The 23,166-nt window shown below is 68.2% G+C and carries 21 protein-coding genes; 6 read left to right on the top strand and 15 right to left on the bottom strand.

The genetic code is table 11. From position 1 onward, the window contains the following. Positions 1-117: 117 nt before the first annotated feature. Positions 118-876, top strand: a complete 759-nt coding sequence (locus AB0L82_RS04640; protein WP_364630989.1) for a metal-dependent transcriptional regulator — start codon at positions 118-120, stop codon at positions 874-876. Here AB0L82_RS04640 and AB0L82_RS04635 read toward each other — a convergent pair. From AB0L82_RS04635 to AB0L82_RS04625, 3 genes are all read right to left on the bottom strand, one after another. Next, positions 873-1,607: an SDR family oxidoreductase gene (locus AB0L82_RS04635; protein WP_364630986.1), complete on the bottom strand. Its 735-nt coding sequence runs from the start codon at positions 1,605-1,607 to the stop codon at positions 873-875. The two genes, AB0L82_RS04640 and AB0L82_RS04635, sit on opposite strands and share 4 nt — an antisense overlap. 81 nt (positions 1,608-1,688) lie before the next feature. Beyond that, positions 1,689-2,582 carry a LysR substrate-binding domain-containing protein gene (locus AB0L82_RS04630; protein ID WP_364630982.1) on the bottom strand — a complete coding sequence of 298 codons (894 nt, stop codon included), beginning with the start codon at positions 2,580-2,582 and terminating at the stop codon, positions 1,689-1,691. Between the two features lie 57 nt (positions 2,583-2,639). After that, positions 2,640-3,044, bottom strand: a complete 405-nt coding sequence (locus tag AB0L82_RS04625; protein WP_364630979.1) for a DUF4345 domain-containing protein — start codon at positions 3,042-3,044, stop codon at positions 2,640-2,642. Positions 3,045-3,151: 107 nt separating this feature from the next. On the opposite strand from AB0L82_RS04625, the gene AB0L82_RS04620 reads away from it, so the two are divergent. After that, complete coding sequence (locus AB0L82_RS04620) at positions 3,152-3,736, top strand: TetR/AcrR family transcriptional regulator (protein ID WP_364630976.1); 585 nt, start codon at positions 3,152-3,154, stop codon at positions 3,734-3,736. Here AB0L82_RS04620 and truB read toward each other — a convergent pair. From truB to AB0L82_RS04605, 3 genes are all read right to left on the bottom strand, one after another. Next, positions 3,733-4,668: a tRNA pseudouridine(55) synthase TruB gene (gene truB, locus AB0L82_RS04615; RefSeq protein WP_364630973.1), complete on the bottom strand. Its 936-nt coding sequence runs from the start codon at positions 4,666-4,668 to the stop codon at positions 3,733-3,735. The two genes, AB0L82_RS04620 and truB, sit on opposite strands and share 4 nt — an antisense overlap. After that, complete coding sequence (gene npt / locus AB0L82_RS04610) at positions 4,668-5,342, bottom strand: 4'-phosphopantetheinyl transferase Npt (RefSeq protein ID WP_364632774.1); 675 nt, start codon at positions 5,340-5,342, stop codon at positions 4,668-4,670. The genes truB and npt overlap by 1 nt, the downstream gene beginning before the upstream one ends. Before the next feature lie 139 nt (positions 5,343-5,481). Continuing rightward, positions 5,482-6,051, bottom strand: a complete 570-nt coding sequence (locus AB0L82_RS04605; RefSeq protein ID WP_364630970.1) for a TetR-like C-terminal domain-containing protein — start codon at positions 6,049-6,051, stop codon at positions 5,482-5,484. Positions 6,052-6,146: 95 nt separating this feature from the next. On the opposite strand from AB0L82_RS04605, the gene AB0L82_RS04600 reads away from it, so the two are divergent. Continuing rightward, positions 6,147-6,584, top strand: coding sequence for a DoxX family protein (locus AB0L82_RS04600; RefSeq protein ID WP_364630967.1), 438 nt, complete (start codon positions 6,147-6,149; stop codon positions 6,582-6,584). Between the two features lie 33 nt (positions 6,585-6,617). Here the strand turns inward: AB0L82_RS04600 and AB0L82_RS04595 are convergent, their stop codons facing one another. The 4 genes from AB0L82_RS04595 to AB0L82_RS04580 form a co-directional block, all read right to left on the bottom strand. Continuing rightward, entirely contained in the window at positions 6,618-7,772 is a 1,155-nt protein-coding gene (locus AB0L82_RS04595; protein WP_364630964.1) for an XdhC family protein, read from the bottom strand. 110 nt (positions 7,773-7,882) lie between these two features. Further along, positions 7,883-8,839, bottom strand: coding sequence for a metallophosphoesterase (locus AB0L82_RS04590; RefSeq protein ID WP_364630961.1), 957 nt, complete (start codon positions 8,837-8,839; stop codon positions 7,883-7,885). A gap of 107 nt (positions 8,840-8,946) precedes the next feature. After that, entirely contained in the window at positions 8,947-11,283 is a 2,337-nt protein-coding gene (locus AB0L82_RS04585) for an Ig-like domain repeat protein (protein WP_364630959.1), read from the bottom strand. A gap of 10 nt (positions 11,284-11,293) precedes the next feature. After that, on the bottom strand, positions 11,294-12,976 hold the full coding sequence (locus AB0L82_RS04580; RefSeq protein WP_364632772.1) for an Hsp70 family protein: 1,683 nt from the start codon (positions 12,974-12,976) through the stop codon (positions 11,294-11,296). A 50-nt stretch (positions 12,977-13,026) separates the two neighbouring features. Here AB0L82_RS04580 and grpE point away from each other — a divergent pair, with 50 nt between their 5' ends. Together grpE and AB0L82_RS04570 are read left to right on the top strand one after the other, a co-directional pair. Next, complete coding sequence (grpE, locus tag AB0L82_RS04575) at positions 13,027-13,569, top strand: nucleotide exchange factor GrpE (RefSeq protein ID WP_364630956.1); 543 nt, start codon at positions 13,027-13,029, stop codon at positions 13,567-13,569. Positions 13,570-13,614: 45 nt separating this feature from the next. Continuing rightward, positions 13,615-14,739 carry a Rieske 2Fe-2S domain-containing protein gene (locus AB0L82_RS04570; RefSeq protein WP_364630953.1) on the top strand — a complete coding sequence of 375 codons (1,125 nt, stop codon included), beginning with the start codon at positions 13,615-13,617 and terminating at the stop codon, positions 14,737-14,739. On the opposite strand, the gene AB0L82_RS04565 is transcribed toward AB0L82_RS04570, so the two are convergent. The 5 genes from AB0L82_RS04565 to AB0L82_RS04545 form a co-directional block, all read right to left on the bottom strand. Then, positions 14,736-16,088 (bottom strand): MATE family efflux transporter, encoded by a 1,353-nt coding sequence (locus AB0L82_RS04565; protein WP_364630950.1) that lies wholly within the window; start codon positions 16,086-16,088, stop codon positions 14,736-14,738. The genes AB0L82_RS04570 and AB0L82_RS04565 overlap by 4 nt on opposite strands. Before the next feature lie 86 nt (positions 16,089-16,174). After that, a complete protein-coding gene (locus AB0L82_RS04560; RefSeq protein WP_364630947.1) occupies positions 16,175-17,146 on the bottom strand; it encodes a glucosyl-3-phosphoglycerate synthase in 972 nt (323 codons plus the stop codon). Further along, positions 17,146-18,981 (bottom strand): glycosyltransferase family 39 protein, encoded by a 1,836-nt coding sequence (locus AB0L82_RS04555; RefSeq protein WP_364630945.1) that lies wholly within the window; start codon positions 18,979-18,981, stop codon positions 17,146-17,148. The genes AB0L82_RS04560 and AB0L82_RS04555 overlap by 1 nt, the downstream gene beginning before the upstream one ends. Beyond that, positions 18,978-20,453 carry an MFS transporter gene (locus tag AB0L82_RS04550; RefSeq protein ID WP_364630942.1) on the bottom strand — a complete coding sequence of 492 codons (1,476 nt, stop codon included), beginning with the start codon at positions 20,451-20,453 and terminating at the stop codon, positions 18,978-18,980. The genes AB0L82_RS04555 and AB0L82_RS04550 overlap by 4 nt, the downstream gene beginning before the upstream one ends. Beyond that, a complete protein-coding gene (locus tag AB0L82_RS04545) occupies positions 20,450-21,865 on the bottom strand; it encodes a condensation domain-containing protein (RefSeq protein WP_364630939.1) in 1,416 nt (471 codons plus the stop codon). The genes AB0L82_RS04550 and AB0L82_RS04545 overlap by 4 nt, the downstream gene beginning before the upstream one ends. Before the next feature lie 261 nt (positions 21,866-22,126). Between AB0L82_RS04545 and AB0L82_RS04540 the strand changes: the two genes are divergently transcribed. Beyond that, a complete protein-coding gene (locus AB0L82_RS04540) occupies positions 22,127-23,122 on the top strand; it encodes an alpha/beta hydrolase family protein (protein ID WP_364632770.1) in 996 nt (331 codons plus the stop codon). Positions 23,123-23,166: the final 44 nt, after the last annotated feature.

The following is a 23,166-nucleotide window of genomic DNA, read 5'->3' as shown; positions in this document are numbered from 1 at the left end:
GCTCGTCATCACCCGTTCACCCGCGCGCAGCCGCCCGTAACCTGTGCCGCGCGGCCTTGCCGACCAGCGTGCGCGCCGATGTGGGAAACCGCTGCGGCTGTGCCTAAGCTCGGTGACGTGCCCGGAAAACGAGACATCGCCACGCGCCGCGAGCTGGCCGATCCGTCCGAACCCACCGGTACCTCCACCGCCGTCGCGACCAGTGTCGCGCCGGTTCTGTCCTCCGTCGCGCAGGACTATTTGAAGGTGATCTGGACCGCGCAGGAATGGTCGCCCCAGGAGAAGGTGTCGACCAAACTGCTGGCCGAACGGATCGGAGTGTCGGCCTCGACCGTCTCCGAAGCCGTCCGCAAGCTCGCCGATCAGGGATTGGTGGAACACGCCCGCTACGGCGCCATCACCCTGACCGAGGACGGCCGCCGCGCCGCCATTGCCATGGTGCGCCGGCATCGGCTCATCGAGACATTCCTCGTCAATGAACTCGGCTACGGCTGGGATGAAGTCCACGATGAGGCGGAGGTGCTCGAGCACGCCGTCTCCGAAACGCTGATGCTGCGCATCGACGCCAAACTCGGTTATCCGGACCGGGATCCGCACGGCGATCCCATCCCCTCGGTGGACGGTGCGGTGCCGACCCCGCCCGCCCGGCAGCTGAGCGATTTCGGCGCTGGCGAGACCGGGCGGGTCGCGCGCATCTCGGATTCGGATCCGGCGATGCTGCGCTACTTCGATTCGCTCGGCATCGCCCTCGATACGCCGATCGCGGTGGTGGAGCGGCGGGACTTCGCCGGAACCATCGCGGTGCGGGTGGACGATCGCACCATCGATCTCGGCAGCATTGCGGCCGAGGCGATTTGGCTCACCCACGAGAACTAGACCAGTCGGTGACCGCCGTCGACGTGCAGGACGGTGCCGGTGATGAAGGGGTTGCGCAGTAGCGAAAGCGCCGCCTGCGCAATGTCTTCCGGGGCACCCAGGCGGCCCGCGGGAAGCCGGTCGGCCATGGCGCGCAGGCGGTCCTCCCGATCGTCCCAGGGCATCTTGTCCCAGATGCCGGTGCGCACCCAGCCCGGGGAGACCGCGTTGACGCGGGTCGGGGCGAGTTCCACCGCGAGGGCCCGGGCCAGACCTGCCAGGGCCGCGTTGACCGCCGCCACCATGGCACCGCCGGACGCGGGACGGTAGGCGGCGATTCCCGAGGTGAAGGTGAGTGATCCGCCCGGGGTGATGCGGGCGTGTTTGGCCAGCAGCATGGAGCCGATCAGTTTGGTCTCGATGAAACCGCGGCCGTTGGTGAAGTCGAAATCCTTGATGGGGCCGTAGGTTCCGGTGGTGTCACCGGCGGTGGTGATCACATGATCGACCGCGCCGATGGTGTCGAAGAGCCGTTCGACCTGTTCCTCATCACCCACGTTCGCGGCGATCGCGTTCAGTTTTCCGTCGCCCAACTCGCGCACCGCGTCGGCGAGGCGCTCGGCCGAGCGGCCAACGATCGTCACCTCCGCGCCCGCCGCCAGCAGTGCGTCGGCGATCGCCAGGCCCATACCCGAACCGCCGCCGATGACTACCGCGCGGCCGATCTCGTTCTCGAATCCCTTGTGTGTCATGCCATTCAGCCAACCGGCCTTGACAGCGCCCGTCCATGTCGCGGCCCCGAAGCCGGGTTAGCGCCGGGCTAACGGCGGCGGTCAGGGTGCGAATCGGATACCGCCGGTGAGCGCTTCGGCGACGGTGTGCAGGGCGGAATTGCGGGCGGCGGGACGCCAGGCGGCCACGTAGTTCACCACCAGGGGGCGCGGTTGCAGTGGGCGCCACACCAATCCGGGCGCGGAGGCGGTGCGGGACGAGCCCAGGCCGATGGCGGCGGGGCGCATCGGGAGCAGCGACAGCATTTGCGCGTGGCTCATGGCGCTCTCGCTGAGGGCGATGGCCGCACCGCGTTCCCGCAATTGGGCGAGCATGGAATCGTGCAGTTCGGGTGCGGTATCGCGGGCGAACATGATCAATTCCTGATCGCTCAGATGCGCCGGTTCGATGGTGTCGCGGCCGGCCAGGGGATGCTCGCGGGACATCACGATGCCGAGCTCCTCGGCCGCGATACAGGTGCTGGTGAGATGATCCGGCAGCCGAATCGGCATGCGCAGCACCGCGAGATCGACATCCTCGCGATCGAGCAGTCGCACCTGATCGGCGCTCGGCCCGCCGGTGAGCACCACCCGCGCGCCCGGCTGCCGTGCCTTGAGCAGCGCCTCGATGCGGGCGGGCAGCCAGGCCGGCGCGCCGTTCACCACCCCGAGCCGGAAGACCGCGCGCTCGGGATCGGCCACCTGCCGTGTTTCGCGCAAGGCTGTTTCGGCGGCGTCCAGCACGTTCCGCGCCGTCTTCAGCAGTACCTCACCGGCGGCGGTCAATTCGACCCCCTGCGATCCCCTGATCAGCAGCGGCCCACCCACTTCACGCTCGATGGCGCGAATCTGCTGACTCAGCGTGGGGGTGGAGATGAACAGCCGCTCCGCGGCCCGGCGGAAGTGCAATTCTTCCGCTACCGCCACGAAGTACCGCAACTGCCGCAATTCCACCACCAGTGCACTGTAGGCCGCGCAGGTGTCGCCCGGGGTGGCCGCGCGTTACCGGGAAGATCACCCCGGTTGTCCCACAGGCTGATTCGAGGTGCGATCCTGCCCGGCGGCCAGCCAGAACCACACCGGCGGCAGCGCCACCTCGATGGCGGTCAGCACCAGCTGGAACCAGTGCGGCCAGCCGTGCACCGCGATGGAGACCACCCGGCCGAACGCGCCGAGGGCGAAGATTCCGGCGAGCCAGCGGATGGCGGTGGTGTCGATCGGATCGCGGCGGGCCGCCCACAGCCAGGCCAGGCCGTAGCCGAGGAAGATCGCCCCGAAGAATCTGGTCTGGCTGTCCGCGGTGGCCCCGTCCGATCCCATATCCGGGATGCCGTCGATACCGGCCACGATATGGAAAATCCCGATGGCGACACAGGCGTAGCCCATGAGCAGGCTCAGCCATTTGAGTGCTGCGGTCATTCGATCCTCCCGAATCGAGTTGGTTCCCAAAGATTCCCGCTTAGTTGACGCACGTCTACTAAGAGAGGCTAGAACGCTAGTAGACACGCGTCAACTAAGCTGATCCCGTGACCCGCCGCCGCCTCTCCCCCGACGAACGCCGCCGCCAGCTCATCGACAGCGCCGCGCGATTGTTCGCCACGCACGACTACCCGACCGTGCACATGGAGGACGTGGCGAACGCGGCGGGCATCTCCAGGGCGCTGCTCTACCGCCACTTCCCCAGTAAGCCAGAGCTTTTCGCGGCCGTGTACCAGCAGGCGGCGGAACAGCTGCTGGTCGATACCAGCCTGGACCCGGACATTCCCCTGGCCGACCAGATCGCGGCGGGGCTGGATGTGCATTTCGACTACTTCGAAGCCAATGCCAAGACCGTGGTGGTGGCCAACCGCCTACTGATCGGCGATCCGGCCATCCAGGCCATCATCACCGGCGAGCTGGCCACGCTGCGCGAACGGATGCTCGATGTGCTGGGTGTGGAAGGGCAACCGCGCCAACTGTTCTCGGCGGTCATCATGAGCTGGCTGACCTTCGTGCGGGTCCTCACCGTGGAATGGCTGGAGAACCCGTCCTGCCCCCGGCCGGTGCTGCGCGATCTGTGCGTCGGCGCGCTGCTGGGGGCACTGGAACCGCTTGCGGCCCAAGCCTCTTAGAGATTCGCGGGGCGGATGACCATGACCGAGGAGGCGCGCTTACCGCTCTCCTTCAGCAGGGCGATGGCGTGACCGGTGGAATCGATTGCGGCATAGACACCTTGGATGCCCGCCGGATCGAGCCAGCGGCCGTTGCGGAGGTCATCGGCCTGGGTGTCGGTGATCTCGCGGATCGGGAAGGCGGCGCGCGCGGCCTCGTCGATATCGAGGCTCAGCAGTGGATCGCCCGCCGAGGCGGCGGCCTGCAGCGCTTCCAGGGTGCGGGCGTGTTCGAGGGTGAACGGACCGACCCGGGTGCGGCGCAATGCGGTGAGATGGCCTCCGACGCCGAGCTTTTCGCCGAGGTCGCGGGCCAGTGCGCGAATGTAGGTGCCGGAGGTGCATTCGACCTCGACATCGAGATCCACGAATTGTTCGGTGCCGGTGTCGATATCGCGACGCTCCAGGATGTCGAAGCGGCTGACGGTGACGGGGCGGGCGGCCAGCTGCACATCCTCACCGGCCCGGGCGCGGGCGTAGGCGCGCTCGCCGTTGATCTTGATGGCGCTGACCGTGGCGGGCACCTGCTGGATATCGCCGGTCAATTCGGCTACGCCCGAGGCGATTTCGGCATCGGTCAGCTGCGCGGCGGAGGTGGTCGCGGTGACCTCGCCCTCGGCGTCATCGGTGATGGTGGACTGGCCGAGTCGAATCGTGGCCGTGTACGCCTTGGTGGTCAGGATCAGCTGTCCGAGCAGTTTGGTGGCGCGCTCGACCCCGAGCACCAGCACGCCGGTGGCCATCGGATCCAGGGTGCCCGCATGCCCGACCTTCTTGGTGCGCAATATCCCCCGGCTCTTGGCGACCACATCGTGACTGGTCCAGCCCTGTTCCTTATCCACGATCACCAGCCCGCCGAGGGCGTCGACGACCGGGGTGCGCTTCTCGCTCATCAGGCCTCCACGATCGCGGTCAGGATCAGGCCGTCCGAGATCAGCCAGCGGCCGTCGAAGCTCTTCAGTGGTGCGCCGCCATCGATGGCCAGGCCCGGAATCAGCAGTTCGGTATGGAAGGTGCCCGCACCCGTGCCCGCGGATTCCTCATCGACGGTGAAGGTGATGTGCGCGTCCTCGAAACCCAGCCAGATGCCGGTGAGCGGACGCCACGCCTTGTAGGTGGCCTCCTTGGCGCAGAACAGCAAACGATCCAAATGCAGTCCGGTGCCGGGCAATACGGCTTTGAGCCAGTCGCGTTCGGGAGCCAGGCTGACCGACTCGAGTACACCGTCGGGCAGCGCCGCATGCGGTTCGGCATCGATGCCGACGGACCGGAAGCGCAGCTTGTGCGCCAGCGCCGCGGCCTTGTAGCCGTCACAGTGGGTGATACTGCCGACGACACCGCGCGGCCACTGCGGGCCGCCGTCCTCGCCCTTGCCGATGGCGACCGCGGGCTCACCGAGTTGGGTCAATGCCTGCCGGGCGCAATGCCGCGCGCCGATGAAATCGCGCCGCCGCTTCTCCACGGCCCGGGCGATCAGATGCTCTTCGGCGGGATGGGCCTTCAGGTCCTCGGGGTACGCCGTCAGTTCGGCCGCGGCGATACCGTCGGGAAGAATTCTGCCGAGAATGCGCGCCGACTCCGTCGCCGCGACCGTCCGCTCTTCGATGACCGCCTCCTGATAGCACCACCACTTACCGGTCAAGAGCCTACCGGCCGAGCTCCGGACACCCGGGCCCACCGGGTGCCGGCCCCATGCCCGGCTTCGGTCAGTCGAATCGGACCGTGGCGATCATGCTGCGGGCCAGAGCTTCCGGATCGGGTTCGAAATTGAGCGGTGACTGCTCCAGTGCGCCCTCGCGCCACAGTACGGCGAAACCGTGCACCATCGACCATGCTGCGAGCTGGGTCGCCAGCTGCGGCTGTTCGCCGGGATCGGGTTGGTTGGCGGCCGCTCCGGCGCGCAGGGCGGCCCCGGATCGATTGCGCGCCTGTACAAGTCGCTCATCATCGGCGTGCAGTAGATCGCGGCGGTACATGACGTCGAAGTGGCCGGGATGCCGGAGTGCGAAGCGCACGTAGGCGATGGCGGCGGCGCGGAAATCGCCGTCGGCCGCGTTCAACTCCGCGGTGAGCAATTTGAAGCCCTCGATGGCCAGTGCGGTGAGCAATCCGGCCCGATCGCCGAAGTGGTGCGCGGGGGCCGCGTGGGAGACCTCCGCGCGCCGGGCCAGGCTGCGCAGGGAGATCGCGTCGACGCCGTCGGCGGCGATCTGTTCGGCGGCCGCGGCCAGCAGGGTGGCCCGCAGGTCGCCGTGGTGATAACTGGTCTTCGCCATGTCCCCATCATGACCGGCAATCTTGCCATTGACAAGTTCCTCGGGCGGATCTAATCTTTCCACTGTCAAGATTGCTCGAAACGCAGGAGAACCCGATGGCCCCCTTGCTCGTACTCGCCGTCGTCACCGCACTCACCCGACTGCTCGGCCGGCTCACCGGCAATGCCTGGCTCGATTCCTGGCCGCACAGCACGGCGCTGGGATTGGCCGCCATGTTCGCGCTCACCGCGAGCGCGCATTTCATTCAGCCCAAGCGGGACGGCCTGATCGCCATGGTTCCGGCGGTGTTCCCCAATGCCGCCGCCATGGTCACGCTCACCGGCGTGCTCGAGATCGCGGGCGCGGTGGGACTGCTGCTGCCGCCCTTCCCGCGGATCGCGGCCGTGGCGCTATTGCTGCTGCTGCTCATCATGTTTCCGGCGAATGTGCGCGCCGCCCGGGAGGATGTCGGGGTGCAGACCATGCCGCTGCCGCTGCGGGCGGTGGTGCAGGTGATCTTCCTGGGCGCTACCGCGCTGGTCGCACTGAGCTGAAACATCGTGCGCCGGTGCGGGAATCGACCGCGATCAGTAGTGAATCGGGCCGTCCGTCTCATCGAGCGGGCGGCCCGAGGCGCGTCCGGACTCGGCAATGAGTTGCGCCGCAATGGAAACGGCGGTCTCGTCCGGTGTGGAGGCGTTCAAATCCAGGCCGAGCGGGCTGCGCAGCCGCCGGAGCTGTTCCGGCGCAACGCCCGCCGCCAGCAGACGTTCCACTCGATCGGCATGGGTGCGGCGCGAACCCAGCGCACCGATGAACGCGATGCGCTCGATGCTCAGCGCCTCGGCGAGCATCGGGACATCGAATTTGCTGTCGTGGGTGAGCACGCACACCACGGTGCGATCGTCGATCCGGCCGCTCGCGTATTCGCCGCGCAGATAGCGGTGCGGCCAATCCACCACCACCTCGTGCGCGGCGGGGAATCGCGTTGCGGTGGTGAAGGTTTCGCGGGCGTCGACGACCGTGACGCGATATCCGAGCTGCGCGCCGAGGCGGCTCAGGGCGCGCACGAAATCATTCGCACCGGCCAGGATCATGCGCGCGGGCGGGCCGAAACTCTGTACGAAGGAGCGCGGGGGGAAGGCGCTGTCCGCGCATTCGTCGGACCCGATGATTCCGGTTCGCCCGGCGCGCGCCATATTCAGCGCATCGCGGCTCACCAGTGCGCCGCCGCCGGATACCGCTCGCACCTCGCCATCGGGTGCCGCACCGCCGTCGACCATTCCCCGCGCACCGGCCTCCGATTGCGCGACGGCACGCTCGGCCGGGTGCACGAGCAGCCATGACGGGTTCGCGGTGAGCGTCGTCGCCAGTGCGACCGCTCGCCCGGCGCGGATCTCTCGATCCAGTGCCCGCAATTCCGGGAGCCGGGCGGCATCGACGCGTTCGAGGCAGATTTCCATCTCGCCGCCGCACGTCAAACCGACAGCAAATCCGTCCGGATCGGCGATGCCGAAGCGCTCGAGCACCGCCTCGCCGTCGGCAAGCACGCCGCGCGCGGATTCCACCACCGCCGCTTCGACACAGCCACCCGAGAGCGAACCGATCACCTCGCCCGAGCCGGTCACGACCATGGCCGCACCGATCTCTCGCGGTCCGGCCCCGGTGACCGCGACCACCCGGGCCAGCACCACCGGGCCTTTTCGGACCCGGTCGATCAGCTGGGGCAGCACATCGCGCATACCTCCATCATCGCCGCCCGATGCCGAGCACGCTCGCACGCACACGAGATAGCAACGTCAGCGCAACATGCGGGCCGGTGGTGGGCCGATACCGGGTCCCCGGATCGCGACTAGGCCAGACCCCGGCGGCGCTGGGCTTCCTCGCGCATCTTCAGCGCGGCTGCCTGCATCTCGGGAGTGATCTTGAAGTGGCCACCCCACTCGTTCAGGGTGTCGCCGTAATCCGGCGTCGGCAGGATCTGGCGGAGCAGCTTCTCCGGCAGACCGCGGCGCTGCCATTCGCGCGGATACCCGAGCGAGACCTCTTCGAAGCGCACACCGTCGTGATAGGTCGTGCGCGGGATGTGCAGATGCCCGTAGACCGAGCAGACCACGTTGTAACTGGTGTGCCAATCCGCGGTGAGATCGGTGCCGCACCACAGCGCGAACTCCGGGTACCAGAGCATATCGGTGATCTCGCGCAGCAGCGGGAAGTGATTGATCAGCACCACCGGGGTGTCCGCGGGCAGCGCGTCCAGGCGGCGCTGGGTGTACTGCACGCGGGCATGACACCAGGCGTCGCGGGTCAGGTACGGCTCCGAGGACAGCAGGAACTCATCGGTCGCCACCACATTGCGCTCGCGCGCCAGCGCCAGGCCCTCGGCCTTGGTGGTGGTGCCCGCGGGCAGCCACGAATAGTCGTAGAGCAGGAACATCGGCACCAGCGTCACCGCGCCGCCGTACTCCTCCGAGCCCGCACCGGTCCACACCGGGAACGGATCCTCCGGGGTCAGCACATCGAGATCGCGGCAGATGGACACCAGGTAGTCGTACCGGCCCGCACCGTGCATCTGCACGGGATCCTTTGCCGTGGTCCACAATTCGTGATTCCCGGGCACCCAGATGACCTTGGCGAACTGGCGGCGCAGCGTTTCCAGCGCCCACCGGAAGTCATCGGTCTTCTCCCCCACGTCACCGGCGAGAATCAGCCAGTCCTCCGGAGAATCCGCCCGAATCCCCTCCACCACGGGTTTATTGCCCGAATGACCGACATGGATGTCGCTCACCGCCATCAGTTTCGGAATCACGCAGTTCCGCCCTTCCTGTCGAGACCAGCCTTCGCGGTAACGGCGGCGGCCCCCATCAGATTCCCATGCGCATCCCGGCGGGCCGCAGGTCCCCCCGGCTGAGGCTGTCAGCGGTCCAGGTGGATGCGGGCGATGTCTGCGAAACCGGCTGCGACGGTGAGGGTTCCCGAGGGTTCGCGGCGGCAGGAGGCGATGGCGAGGTGACAGGGGCGCGGCAGGTCCACGGGGAGTTTCGCGCCGCCGTCGATCTGGTAGCGGGTGTTGGTGACCTTCCACTTGCGATCGGCTTCGGGGTCATCCGGAATGCGGGGCGGGGCGTCGACGCGGGCGACCACCATGACCTCGGTAATACCCACCGGCCAGGTGAAGGTGAGCAGCCCCGCGCGCTCGGACAGTGCGGTGACGGTCGGCATGCCGCCGGGGGCGGTGTCGGTGGCGGCGGCCGGACTCGCCCCGCCGTGCGGACCGCCCTGGCTCGCCTGACCATTCGGACGCACCCGGCCGAACGAGCCGGGCTGACCATCGGAGTGCACTTGACCGTCCGAGCCTGCCCGACCGCCCGAACCCGCATGTGCGCCGGTTTCCGAGCGAGTCATCTCCGAGGCCCGGCCTGCCACCGACGCGACCACGCCGTAGACGGGGATCGCACCGGTGCCTGCCGCGCCGTCCTCGAGAGTGGTGCCGCGGGTGCGGCCCACCACTCGCGCGGATCCATCGGGTTGTACACGGGTGACGCGGTATTCGACCTCTTCGGTCGCGGACGGCGACCAGGTGATCACCACGGTGCCGTCGGGCTGGCGGGTGGCGGTCACCGGGCCGGGCGCTTCGACAGGCAGGTCCGTGAGTGCGGCGACGGTGCCCGCATGATCCGCGCACACCTCGAAAACCGCTCGCAGCGCCCGCATTCGTGCGGCAGCGGGCGCGGGCGGCGCTGCCGCGAACAGGCGGTCGGCCTCGGCGAGCGCCGAACGCGCCTGTGCCAGTAGCTGTTCCAGAGCGGGACCGCGACCGTCGGGATTGGGGATATCGGAGGCGGAACGTTCCAGATATTCCAGATGCCCGAGCGCCTCCATGAATCGCTTACCCGCACTCGCGGTCGTGGCACCGCGCCAATGCGTCGCCGCCTCCGCCAGCACCCGCTCCACGAGTTCGGCGACCGGTCGCACCGCCGTGGTCCCGGCGCTGTCCGCGCCCACGTACCGCTGCGCCTGTGCCACATGATCTTTCGCCGCGAGCGGATGTCCCGCCCGCAGCGCCGCCCGAGCCGCTTTCAACGGCTCTTCCCATGCCCGCGCGGGCGGCGGGGGTGGCAGCGGCGGCACCCGCCGATAGTTGGAACCGCCCTGCGCCGCATCGGAATGCTCCGAACCGCTGGAGCGCGTCGTGCCGCCGGTGCGGTCCGGGCGTGCGAAGGAAATCGGCGGTGTGCCGGAACCCTGTTGGGCGGGAGCGGAATTCGAGGGCACGTCCTTGCCCTCGACCGTGGTGCCGAGTTCGGCTGCCAGGGCGAGGATGATCTTCTCGGCGGCGGCGCGATCGACTCCGGCGGCGATGGCCTCACCGACGAGGAATTCGTAATCCCCTGCCACCAGGCTGTCTTCGACCAGGACCGCGGCGCGAACCTGGGGGCGGAGCAGATCGGTGGCATCGTCGATGATGGCCCGGAGGTAGTCGTCCACGACAGCGTCACCCTCGAGCAGGTCGCTGACGTGGACGAGTAGTTCATCGAGCACGACGCGGACGCGGCCCGGCGGGAGCTCACGTGTGCGTGCGCGCAAAGCCTCTGCGCGCAAATGGATTTCACCGGCTTGGCGGGCCTTTGTGAAGTCCAGGCCCAGCAGCGCGAGCAGGGTGGGCACCGGTTCGCCCGGAAGCAGGCGGTCGTATTCGGCGAGCAGTTTGCGAATCTGCTGCCGCCGTTGCGGACTCACACCGGTGGCGGCGGGTGCGGGCGCTGCCGCCTCGTCGAGGATGCGGTGGCGGCGCAGGCGCGCACGAACCTGATCCGGGGTCAGGCCGCTGAGCTTGCCGATATCTTCGAGCCCGGGCACCTTGCCCGCCGGGATTCCGCCGTGCCGCTGCACCAGCCGGTCGATGGCGGCATCGATCATCTCGTACCGCTCGGAATCGCGGCGTTCGCGCAACTGCTCCACGCGTTCGGCCTCCACCCGGCGCGAGGAGGCGTGCAGCAGCGGTGCGGAGAGCTCATCGTGCTCATCCACCAGCAGCCCGGCCAGCACCCGATATTTGGGGTGGTCGCGCTGTTTCTGCCAGAACCCCCAGACTTCCTCGATGCGCGCACGCACTTCGGCATCGCCGAGCGTGCCCGCCTCATCGAGCGGAATGTCATAGAGCTCGAACGCATCCGACGCCTCGATGCCGCCGCGGCGTTCCACGGCGGCGAGCACTCGCTTGCGATAGTCGTTCGGGTCGAAGGCGTGCATGGCTCTGGTTCTACACGGCGCGGCGGCGCGTGCGCTGCAGCTGATCCAGTTCGCGGGCCACATCGGCCTGCGACAGCGTCGCGCCGGTCTGCACCGAAAGGGCAAGGGGCAGATCGGCGTCCACGTGATAGGCGGTGACGTGCAGCACACCGTCGAAGCCCATCTCGAAGGTGACCCGCACTTCACTGCCCGCCGGATAGCCGGGCGGAATATCCCGAATCCGCCCCTCCACCAGTATTTTCGAATCCTCGGGCCGGGTCGAGGCGGCCTGTCCCTGCTGTTCCACGATGGTCAGCTCGATCTGATCCTGATCGGCGCGCACGGTGCCGTAGGAGCGCCGCACCTTGATGGGCAGCGTTTGATTGCGGTGCACCAGCCAGCTCGCGGCCAGGCCGTTGTAACTGTCCAGCGCGAGCACACCGAATCCGCGCGACACCACGGTGTCGACCTGGATTTCCAGCATGCGCCGCACCAGGCTCACCGGCTGACCGAAGGATGCGGCGACCCGCGCGATCGACTGCTCCAATTCGCGCGGATCGGCATCACGCAATTCCGCACCGTCGCGCAGGCGGCCGCGCGTCACCAGATCGGCGACGACCAGGCGTTCCATTTCCAGCTTCTCGCCGTACAGCGCGGCACCGCGCGCCACCGAGAGATCCGGATCGCGCAGCTCGCCGACCAGGCCGAGTTCCCGCTGAAGTTGATTCGCCACCATGGGCATTCGCGAGGAACCGCCGACCAGCAGCACCCGATCCACCTGACCGACCCCGCGCTGTCCGGCCGCGGCCAGGCACGCCTTGGTGAGATCGAGCGTGCGGCGCATGAGCGAGGCCGTCATGGCCTCCAGCTCGGCGCGGGTCAGTGTGATCACCGCGCGCGCACCGTCGTGCGCGACCAGCACCTCGGTCTGCTCGGCCTCGCTGAGTTCGTGTTTGGCGCGTTCGGCGGCCAGCACCAGCATCTGCGATCCGGCCGAATCATCCAGCGGGTCTTCGGCATCCGGGTTGGCGGCGCAGAACTGCTGGGACAGGTGCAGGGCGATGCGCTCATCCCAATCCGCGCCGCCGAGCTGATGATCACCCTCGACCGCGAGCACCGCGATGCGCCGATCGGACAGTTCGATCACCGTGGCGTCGAAGGTGCCGCCGCCCAGGTCGTACACCAGCACGGTCTCGCGACCGCCGGACTTGCCGATATCGATGCTGCCGTCCAGGCGGCCGAAACCGTAGGACAGCGCCGCGGCGATGGGTTCGGACAGCACACCGGCTACATCGAAACCGGCATAGGTGCCGGCCTGAATGGTCGCGCGCCGCTCCTCGTCACCGAAATAGGCGGGCACGGTGATGACCACGCGCTGTACGGTGCCGCCACCGCCGAATTCGGCATCGGCGGCCAGGCTCTTGAGGATCAGCGAGGAGACCGCGGGCGCGGACCAGCTCTGCCCGTGCGCCATGAAGCGCCATTCGGCATCGCCCATGCGTCGCTTCACCAGTGCGCACACATGCTCGGGATCCAGGCGCGACTGCCTGCGCGCGCCCTCGCCCACCACATGGTCGTTGGCGGAGGCGAACAGCACCACCGAGGGCACCGTCGGCTCCCCGTTCATGCCGATCAGGATTTCCGGGCGTCCGTCCGCGTCGATCCGCGCGATAGCCGAATTCGTTGTGCCCAGGTCGATGCCGAAGACCCCCATGGCGGCGATCGTAGCAGCCATGTCCGGCCATCGGGATTAAGGTTCGGGGCATGACCGAACCCGCGGCGGCGACCGGGAACCCTGACAGCGCAATCGAACCCGATCGCGACGGCGATACCGGGCCAGCACCCGAACGCGACGCGGACGGCACGGGCGTGCTGGCCGAGCGCATCGACGATCTGACCAGGGTGATCGCCCGGCAGGCGAACACCCTGGAGCGCCTGGCCGATGACGCCAAGGCGCGAGCCCAGCGCGAGCGCGCTGGTGCGGACGTACCGCTGGTGGTGGAACTGTTCGCGCTGTACGGGGATGCGCTGTCGCTGGCCGCCACCGCGCATTCCGAGACCGAACAGGCCGCCTTCGAGACCTTCGCGGGCCGGGTGGAACGGCTGCTGACCGGTCGCGGCGGGCAGATCGTCAGTCCCGTCGCCGGTGCCGGGTTCGACGCATTGACCATGGAGGCCGCCGATGTGACGGCCACGGCCGATCCGGAGGCCGATCGCACCGTGGACAGCGTGCTGCAACCCGGGCTGACCATTGCCGCTCGATCCGTCCGGCCCGCGCGGGTGATCGTTCGCCGCCATAAGGATTAAGCGAAAACGCTTCACAACTTAAGCGCGGATGCTTAATCTCGGCTCATGCAGTATCGCAGCATCGATGTCGGACAGCCCATGACCCGCTTCGCACGCGGCTGGCACTGCCTCGGACTGGCCGAAAGCTTCCGGGACGGACAACCGCACTCGATCGAGGCATTCGGCACCAAGATCGTGATCTGGTCGGACAGCAAAGGCGAGTTGCACGCGCTCGACGGCTACTGCCGCCATATGGGCGCGGACCTGTCCTACGGCAGCGTGAAGGACGACAATATCGCCTGCCCCTTCCACGATTGGCGTTGGCGCGGCGACGGGCGTTGCGCCGCAATCCCTTACGCGCGCCGGGTGCCGCCGCTGGCCAAGACGCGATCGTGGGCCACCTGCGAGGAGAACGGGCAGTTCTTCGTCTGGAACGATCCCGAGGGCAATCCGCCGCAGCCCGAGGTCGCGATACCGCATATCGAGGGGATGGGTACCGATCTGTGGAGTGAGTGGAACTGGAATTCGCTGTTGATCGAGGGCGCGCACTGCCGCGAAATCATCGACAACAACGTGGATATGGCGCACTTCTTCTATATCCACTACGCCTATCCGGTGTTCTTCAAGAATGTGTTCGAAGGGCATGTGGCGACGCAGTTCCTGCACTCCAAGGGGCGGCCGGATGTGCACACGGCCTCGAACTATTCCACCGAGATGCAGCTATTGCGTTCGGAGGCTTCGTATTTCGGGCCGTCGTACATGATCAACTATCTGCACAACGACTTCGGTGAGCGGACCGTCGAAGTGGCGCTGATCAATTGCCACTATCCGGTGACGCACAATTCGTTCATGCTGCAGTGGGGTGTGAGCGTGCAGCGCATCGAGGGATTGCCGCCCGCCAAATCGGCATCGCTGGCCAAGGCGTTCGGCAAGAGCTTCGGCGTCGGCTTCCTGCAGGACGTCGAGATCTGGAAACACAAGACGCGCATCGACAATCCGCTGCTCACCCAGGAGGACGGACCGGTGTATCAGCATCGCCGCTGGTACGAGCAGTTCTATGTGGATGTCGCCGATATCAAGCCCGAGATGACGGCCCGCTTCGAATTCGAGGTGGACACCACGCACGCCAATGAGAACTGGGAGGCCGAGGTCGCCGAGAATCTGGCCCGGCGGGCGGCCGAACAGGGTTAGGCGAGCCGCCCCGGCACCTCCGCGCCGACGCGCGCCCACTTGCCGGACAGGGCGCGCGCGGACACCGCGATCAGGCGCAGCACCATGAAAGCGACCAGGCCGGTCCAGATTCCGGCGATGCCCCAGTCATAGGCCAGCGATAGCCAGATCGCGGGCAGGAAGCCGAGCAGCGCCGAACCCAGCGTGGCATTGCGCAGAAACGCGGCATCACCCGCGCCGAGTAAGACGCCGTCCAGGGCGAACACCACGCCCGCGATGGGAATGATGCCGACGAAGAACCACCACACCACGTGGGTGCGATCCAGTACCGAGGGATCGGTGGTGAACAGGTTCGGGATCACCGCGTACCCGGCGGCGAAGACGGCGGCCAGCAGTAGCGCGAAGATCGTCGACCATGCGGTGATGCGCCGCGCCAAACCCTGTGCGCCCCTGGCGTTTCCAGCGCCCAGTGCCGCACCCACCAGGGTCTGCGCCGCGATCGCCAGCGAATCCAGGGTCAGCGCCAGGAAATTCCACAGCTGCAGGACCAGCTGATGCGCGGCCACCGAGGCCGCCCCGAAGCGGGAGGCCACCGCGGCGGCGGATACGAAGCAGGCTTGGAAGGCCAGACTGCGGGCGATCAGATCGCGGCCGAGCACCAACTGCGCCTTCATGATCGCGATATGCGGTGCGAGCGGTACCCGCGACGCCACCAGCGCAGCCACGAACAGCGACGCCGTCACCACCTGCCCGGCCACATTCGCCACGGCGGAACCCTCCAGCTCGAGCCGTGGCGCACCGAGCAGGCCGTGCACAAGCACCGGGCACATCACGCCCGAAAGCGCCAGCCCGGCAACCACATACAGCAGCGGTCTGCGCGTCTGCTGCACGCCGCGCATCCAGCCATTTCCGGCCATGGACAGCAGAATCAGCGGGACACCGAACAGCGCGATCCGCAACCACGACTCGGCACCGGGTGCGATTTCGTCGCCGCCCGCGATGGCTCGGGTCACCGGACCCGCGAAGACTTGCAGCACGGCGACAATCGCGATGCCGACCCCTGCCGCGAGCCAGCTGGCCTGCACGCCTTCGACAATCGCCCCACGCTCATCCCCCGCCCCGTGCCGCCGCGACGCCCGCGCGGTCGTCCCGTAGCTCAGGAACGTCAACTGCGAACTCACCTGCGCCAGAATCAATCCGCCGACCGCCAGCCCCGCGAGGGCCAGCGCCCCGAGCCGCCCCACAACAGCCATATCGAAGAGGAGGTACACCGGTTCGGCAACCAAGACTCCGAGGGTCGGCACCGCGATCCCGAGAATCCGCCCCGGCCCCGCCTGCACCGCCGCCACCCCCACCTCGGTCTCCGCCATGCAGCCACCCTCCCATAGGGCCCTGACATGAGTGGGGAGCGCGGCAACCTCGAGTCAGCAGTTGGCGATCTCGATAGGCGGGGGCATCATCGGATGCCGCGGCTGGGGCGGCTCTCGACCCAGCCGGGGTGGGTAACTCCCGCCAGCGGGCGGGTGGTCGCCATGGGTGGGCGGTCGGCGAGCGATACCGTGCCGACGCTGCGATGCCAGGTGGCGCCCTCCGGGCGGTAGCGGGCCAGGCCGACACCCGAATCGCAGATGCCGAGCCGGTCCAGCAGGGTCGCGATGACCTGGCGGCTCATCTCCGCCAATTCGTGGGTGGGGCGATTGCGGTGTCTGCGGGTGCCCAGATCCACCTGCGCGATGGCGGCGGCGCCGTGCCGCTGCCAGGCATCGAGCAGAATGCCGATCTCCACGCCGTAGCCGGGCGCGAAAGGTATGCCGTGCAACAGATCTCGGGTCGCGGCGTATTCGCCGCCGAGCGGTTGCAGGATATCGCCGAGTTCGGGCGCGAGCGCGGTGAGCAGCGGGCGGGCCACCAGCTGGGTGATGCGGCCGCCGCCGTCCACATCACCGGTCGGGTCCAGTTCCAGCGGACGGCGGTAGTAGCCCTTCACCAATTCGACGCCCTCACCCAGCAGCAGCGGCGCGAGCAGCGCGGGCACGAAACGCGGACTCGGTTCGAGCAGATCCGAATCCACGAAGACGATGAGATCACCGGTGGTCACCGCGAGCGATCGCCACAGCACCTCCCCCTTACCGGGCCGGGTGGGCAGGTCGGGCAGCGCCTCCTCACGCGTGAATACCGCTGTGGCCCCGGCGGATCGGGCGATGCGCACGGTGTCGTCCTCGGATCCGGAGTCGATGACCACGAGTTCGTCCACTAGTGTGCCCACCAGCTGCCGGATCGACGCCAGTACGCCCGCGATGGTCGCCTGCTCGTTCAATGCGGGCAGCACAACCGATACGGTGCGACCGCCCTTGTGCTCCAATAGCTCCGGCAACGACCACTCCCGGTGAAACCAGGTGATGTCGGCCAAACCCTTCCAGTGGATCATCATGTTGTCCCTTCGCCCGAATCGAGTGCGGTGGTGTGCCATACCGGCCAGATCTGTTGCCACGGCCGGTTCGGATGGTCACAGCGCCACAGCACGACATGTCTGGTGATGCCCGGAAATCCGAGCGGGGCATCGAGCCGCGACAGCGGCCGCACCTCCGAAAACGCGCCGTGCAGTGTGGATTCCGCCGAATCAGCGCCGATATAGAGCACGGTGGTCGCGGTCGGCGGCGGCATCCCGAAGTACGCGAACCCCCGATTCGGGCTGTACACCGGCGGCAGCTCCGCGCCGAGCTGATCGAGCGCCGCTGCCTGCCAATAATTCTGGGTGATCAGCACGGTATTCGCACGTTCGCGCGGAGTCAGCCGCCGGACCTGATAGTCCACGGTGGCAACGAGTTCCGACCAGCCGTCGACGCCGTACAGGCGCATGCGGGCGGACAGCGCGCGCTGGGTATCGGTCGGATCATCCAGCCGGAAGGCCGACAGCGGAAGTATCAGGACCACGGCCAGCGCGATACCGGCCGATGCGGCCGCCGTCACGCGGATCGCGCGCCACCATCTCCGATGTTCGTACCGCTCCCACCACATCGCGCCCGCCGCCAGCAGCACCGGGAACAATCCGGCCAGATAGTAGGGCCGAGATACCGTGACCAGCACGAACAGCGCCTGCACCAGTACGGCCACACCGGCGAATCGGTAGGCGCGCAGCGCGGGCATTCGGAACAGCGCCCACGCTCCGGCGAGGGCCAGCGGCGTCCCCAGTACACCGAGCAATAGCGCCACTTGAATCGGCAATCCGGCGAGTCCGCCCGTCGCCGCCCGCTGCTCATCCGCGATGACGGACCCCATCGCCAATTGCGGCCAGCCGTGGCCCGCCTGCCAGCACAGGCTCGGCACGACGGACAGCGCGACCACCACCAGCGCCGCCCACAGCGCCGCCCGCCGGAACAGCGGCCGCGGCCCGAAAACCGCTACGCCAAGCGCGATTCCGCTAACGAGCACCGGTAACAGGGGCTTCACCTGAAGAGCCAGCACCGCCACGGCCGCAGCGGCCGGAAACAGCCGATCATCGCGAGTTCGGCACCAGCGCACCACTATCCAGAGCAGCACCGCCGACAGTGTGGCATCGATGGCGAAGGTGGACAGGCTCGCGGCGGCGGTGATCAGAAACGGACTCGTGGCCCACCCCAGTGCCGCCAGCCGCTGCGCCCGACGCCCACCCCCGAACTCCCGCGCCACCCCCGCACACACCCAGATCGCCGCCACCCCGCACGCGATGGCGGGCAACCGCAGCACCGTAACCGATCCGGGCGCAACCCAATCCGCCGCCCGCGCCAGCAGCGGCAACACCGGCCCCTGATCCGCATACCCGGCCGCGATCCGCCGCCCCGCCGCCAGAAAATACAGCTCGTCACCGAAATACCCGTACCGCCCCGCCCGCAGCCACAGAAGCAACGCCGCGACCCCCGAGATCACCACCGCACCACGGACATCCCACGGCGACAGCTCATCTCGCCGCCCGCACCGCTGTCCACCCGGTAAGGCAGGCGGCACACGCTCCGCTCCAGTCCCCGCCGCCGACGGAATCCCGGCAACCGAAGTCGATGAATGCGGCGGTGAGGACTCGACGGGCCCCAGGGAATCCGCCGATGTCTCGGATTCGGGACGCGTATCCGCGGCCGCATCGCGACCGTGCGGCGGATTCTCCGCCGCCGTATCGGACCGCGGAGCGCTCACCTTCGCCATTTCCGGCATGGAACGAGGTTCGGCATCGGCCCCGGTGCCGCGTGCGGCGATGTTGTCCGCGAGATTCCCTGCGCGGCGGGCGATCACGGCTGCCGCCGGGGCAGTGCGAGCGTGACTACCGCCAATAGCGCGGCCAGTCCCGCCATTACCCAGAGCACCGTGGTGATCGCCGCGAGATAGGTCCCTGCCGCGGCTCGGGTGAAGAACACCGTACCCAGCACCGCGACCCCCAGTGCGCTGCCGATCTGCTGCACCGTGGGCACGATTCCCGAGGCCGATCCGGTAGCGCGATCGACCACCCTGGCCAGCATCACCGCGGGCAGGGGTGCGGCGAACCAGCCCATACCGGCTCCGGCCGCCAGCACCGGACCCGCCAGTTCGCGAATATCCAGCGCGGGCCCGGCGGCGTGCACGGTGCTCGCGATCGCCCCCAGCGCGACCGCGAATACCGTCACCCCCACGGTGAGCGCCCGAGTTCCCCACAGCGCCATCAGAATCGGCGAGGACAGCGCACCGGCCACGGCTCCGACCGCGAAGGGCAGCATGACCAGGCCCGCCCGCGAGGCCGACCACCCCAGGCCGGACTGCACCGCGACCGAGACGGTGAACAGCAGCGCCGTGAACACCCCGTAGAACATCGCGGTGAGCACCGACCCCACGGCGAACCCGCGATCGCCGAACAGCTCCAGTCGCACCAGCGGCTCGACGCCCCGTGCGGCACGGCGATATTGTCCCCATCCGAAGAACGCCAGCACGGGTATCGAAAGCCCCAGCAGCACAAGGGTTATCGGCGGCCAGCCCAGCGCCCTGCCGAAGGTGAGCGGATACACCAGCAACCCGAGTCCCACCGCGGACAGCACCGCACCCCCGATATCGAGCTGGTGAAGCACCAGCACCCAGCGTTCGCCCCGGCGGCGCACTGACCGGCGCGGACGAGTGCCCGGCGCGTCCGCGACGATATCGAGGTGCCGGTGCGCCAGCGCCATCGCGATTCCGGCCAGCGGGATATTGATGAGGAATACGGTGCGCCAGCTCAATCCGAACGCGTCGGCGTCCACCAGCGCACCGCCCAGCAGCGGCCCGGCCATACCCGCCAATCCGGCGATCGCACCGTAGATACCGAAGACGGTGGCGTGCAGTCGCTCCGGGAATTCCCCGGTGATGATCGCGATGGTCTGCGCGGAGACCAGCGCGGCCGCGATCCCCGCCGATCCCCGGGCGAGCGCTAATTCCGTTGCGCTGGAAGCTGTTCCACACCAGACCGATGCCGCCGCGAACGCGGACAGGGCGGTCGTGAACACCGCGTGCCGCCCCAGTAGATCACCGAGCCGGGCCGCGGTGGGCAGTGTGCACGCGAAGGTCAGCCCGTACACGCTCACGATGAGCAGTTCGGCGGGTCCGTCCGCGCGCAGATCCAGCGCCACCGCGGGCATGGCGGTATGCACGATGGTCAGGTCCAGCATCTGCATGAACACCGCTATCAGGCATGCGGCCAGGGCGATCCACGCGCCCGGGCGGAGCGCCGATTCCGCGGCGCGGCCGGTGATCCCGGCCGTCATGACAGCGCCGGGACCCGCACCGCGTAGTCCCCGTCGGCGACCACCGCGCTGATGATCGCGGTCAGCGTCCGCACATAGCGCACCACCGATGCATGCGCCTGCACCGTATCGGGGAACAGCAGCGTCAGCGTGGTCACATCGTGAAACCTGTTGACCCACAAAAACACTTCGCCCGCACTGGCCTCACTGCCGAACAGCCCGCCCTTGATGGCGTCGAACAGATCCGCCCCCGCCATCTTGCGGACGTCGACATAGGACACCATCGGCGCGGTGAAGCCCGGCGTGACCCGGATGCCGAGGTCCGGCGTCACCAATTCCAGTACCCGGTGCAGGGATACATCGGTGAGGTCCTTGGCCCGTTCGGTCGCCCGCTGCGCCGTCCCCACCAGGGAGGTGAAACTGTCCTCGGCCCGCACCGGAATCTCCACCGGGATGAGGTTGGTGTACCAGCCCACCGATGCCGACTCACCGGGCAGGGAACGGGTATTGGCCGGGGAGAGGCCGAAATATGTTTCCCGGCCCGCCAATTCGAACTCCGCCAGCGCGGCCGCGGCGAACAGTCCGCCCAGGAACCTCCCGCCGTGCTCGGCGCACACCTGCTCGAATCGCAGCATCTCGGATTCGCGCAGCAGCGGCAGCGTCTGCTGTGCGCCCCGGGCATATCCGCCGCCACCCAATTCGAGCGGGAAGCGCGGGACGTCACCGCCGTTGTGCCGCAGCAGATCCAGCCACTGCCAGACCTCGGGCGACTCCAGACTGAGCCGCTCGTTGATGCGCCGCTCCCGCGCGCAATAGTCGATATGACCGCTCACCGGTGGCAGTTCGGCGGGGTTACCGGACAGTTCGGCGAAATATAGCAGCAGCAGATCCACGCACGAAAGCGCCTGCGCCACACCGTCGGTGTGCAGGTGGTCCACCGCGGCGTACAGCGTGAACGACTCGGATCGCTCGATGACGCCGAACGAGAAGCAATCCCATTCGAACGGTCCCGGCGTTTCGGCCTGCACCCGTTCGCGCAACTCCACGAGATCGGTGAACTCGCCGTGGTCGGTGGCGGCGAGCTCGATCATCTCCGGTTCGCCGACATGCCGCACGATCCGACCGTCCGGCTCCAGTTCGAACCAGCTGCTGAAGGTGTCGTGCCTGCGCAGGAAGGCGGTCAGGGCGGCGTTCAGCGCTCGCGCGTCCGGCTGCCCGGGCAGATCGAACGAGATCATGCACAACCGCGAAACCCGCAGTCCCACCCTGGAATTGCGATGCGTCGCGCGCAGATAGGTCTGCTGCTGATACGACGGTCCGACCTCGTACGCGGGCGCCCGCCGCATCGCGGCCCGGGCGGCGGGCGACGCCGTCCAGGTGGTGAGCCGCCCGAGACCGGGCTGCCAGTCGCCGAAGAGTCCGAACGCGACCATGAATGACCTCGATTCCACTTCCCTGATGAATCAGGTTTTCGAGTGAACGCCACCCGCCCACGCTCTGACCAGCACCGCAGCCAAAGTCTGTGACCATTCCCAAGCCGAGTCCGCCACGCCCGGATGGTCTCCCAAAGTTTGCCGATCCGCGTTGTCCGGGAATCGGATTCGACCTAACGTCACCAGCCGTCCGTCCCCATCCGCGGCAATCGGAGGTCCAGGGTGCATTCGGCAGGCCCGCTCACCGCGCTCGTTCTGGCCATGGCTATCCCCTGGCTGGGTGCCGGGGTCCCCGCACACGCGGAACCGAGCACACCCGCCGCGGCACTGGAATCCGCGCGGCCCGCACCCGACGGTTCCAGTCTGCTCACGGCGGCCGAGAGTCCGGACGGCCTGCTCGATCTGCGCGTGCACTCCACCGCCATGAACACCGATATCGCACTGAAAGTGCTTCGCGCACCCGATGATTCGGTCCCGGCCCCGGTGCTCTATCTGCTCAACGGCGCGGGCGGCGGCTCCGATGCCAGCAGCTGGCCCGAACAGACCGATATCGTCGACTTCTTCCGCGGCAAACAGGTCACCGTGGTCACCCCGCTGGGCGGCAACGGCAGCTACTTCACCGACTGGCAGGCCGACGATCCGCTACTGGGCCGCATGCGCTGGAGCACCTTCCTCACCCGGGAATTGCCGCCCATCATCGATTCCGCGCTGCACGGCAGCGGCGCGAACGCCATCGCGGGCATCTCCATGGCCGGAACCTCGGTCTTCCAGCTCGCATTGGACGCGCCCGGCCGCTACCGGGCCATCGGCGCGTACAGCGGCTGCGCCCGCACCAGCGATCCGATCGGCCGCCTGTTCGTGGACGCGGTGGTGGTGCGCTGGCACGGCAATCCGGTCAATATGTGGGGTCCACCGGACGATCCCGCCTGGCTCGCCAACGATCCGTACCTGCACGCCGAACAGTTGCGCGGCACCGCCATCTACGTCTCGACCGGCACCGGGCTGGCCGGACCCCTGGACACCCTCGACGCGCCCGGCATTCGCGGCAACGCGCCGAAACTGCTCGCCCAGCTCACCAGCGGCGGCTTCCTCGAAGCCATCACCGCGCAATGCGCGCATGCCCTGCGCGACCGCCTGGACGACCTCGGCATCCCGGCCACCTTCAACCTGCGCCCGGTCGGCACGCACTCGTGGGGCTACTGGCAGCAGGATCTGCACGACTCCTGGCCGATGATCGAACGGGCGCTGCGGAATTGATCACCGCGCCACCCGCCCGGTTCCGCCCGGAAAGCCCGTGCGCG

Origin of the sequence: Nocardia sp. NPDC052001 (genome assembly GCF_040680615.1) — a bacterium.
Lineage (GTDB): Bacteria > Actinomycetota > Actinomycetes > Mycobacteriales > Mycobacteriaceae > Nocardia.
This window is presented reverse-complemented; position numbering and strand designations above follow the sequence as displayed.

What these genes read in the sequence shown, in the direction of transcription:
- AB0L82_RS04635 (WP_364630986.1), bottom strand. Translation starts at nt 1,607, where the DNA reads ATGACACACAAGGGATTCGAGAACGAGATCGGCCGCGCGGTAGTCATC.
- AB0L82_RS04625 (WP_364630979.1), bottom strand. Translation starts at nt 3,044, where the DNA reads ATGACCGCAGCACTCAAATGGCTGAGCCTGCTCATGGGCTACGCCTGT.
- truB (WP_364630973.1), bottom strand. Translation starts at nt 4,668, where the DNA reads ATGAGCGAGAAGCGCACCCCGGTCGTCGACGCCCTCGGCGGGCTGGTG.
- AB0L82_RS04605 (WP_364630970.1), bottom strand. Translation starts at nt 6,051, where the DNA reads ATGGCGAAGACCAGTTATCACCACGGCGACCTGCGGGCCACCCTGCTG.
- AB0L82_RS04600 (WP_364630967.1), top strand. Translation starts at nt 6,147, where the DNA reads ATGGCCCCCTTGCTCGTACTCGCCGTCGTCACCGCACTCACCCGACTG.
- AB0L82_RS04595 (WP_364630964.1), bottom strand. Translation starts at nt 7,772, where the DNA reads ATGCGCGATGTGCTGCCCCAGCTGATCGACCGGGTCCGAAAAGGCCCG.
- AB0L82_RS04585 (WP_364630959.1), bottom strand. Translation starts at nt 11,283, where the DNA reads ATGCACGCCTTCGACCCGAACGACTATCGCAAGCGAGTGCTCGCCGCC.
- AB0L82_RS04580 (WP_364632772.1), bottom strand. Translation starts at nt 12,976, where the DNA reads ATGGGGGTCTTCGGCATCGACCTGGGCACAACGAATTCGGCTATCGCG.
- grpE (WP_364630956.1), top strand. Translation starts at nt 13,027, where the DNA reads ATGACCGAACCCGCGGCGGCGACCGGGAACCCTGACAGCGCAATCGAA.
- AB0L82_RS04570 (WP_364630953.1), top strand. Translation starts at nt 13,615, where the DNA reads ATGCAGTATCGCAGCATCGATGTCGGACAGCCCATGACCCGCTTCGCA.
- AB0L82_RS04565 (WP_364630950.1), bottom strand. Translation starts at nt 16,088, where the DNA reads ATGGCGGAGACCGAGGTGGGGGTGGCGGCGGTGCAGGCGGGGCCGGGG.
- AB0L82_RS04560 (WP_364630947.1), bottom strand. Translation starts at nt 17,146, where the DNA reads ATGATCCACTGGAAGGGTTTGGCCGACATCACCTGGTTTCACCGGGAG.
- AB0L82_RS04550 (WP_364630942.1), bottom strand. Translation starts at nt 20,453, where the DNA reads ATGACGGCCGGGATCACCGGCCGCGCCGCGGAATCGGCGCTCCGCCCG.
- AB0L82_RS04545 (WP_364630939.1), bottom strand. Translation starts at nt 21,865, where the DNA reads ATGGTCGCGTTCGGACTCTTCGGCGACTGGCAGCCCGGTCTCGGGCGG.
- AB0L82_RS04540 (WP_364632770.1), top strand. Translation starts at nt 22,127, where the DNA reads ATGGCTATCCCCTGGCTGGGTGCCGGGGTCCCCGCACACGCGGAACCG.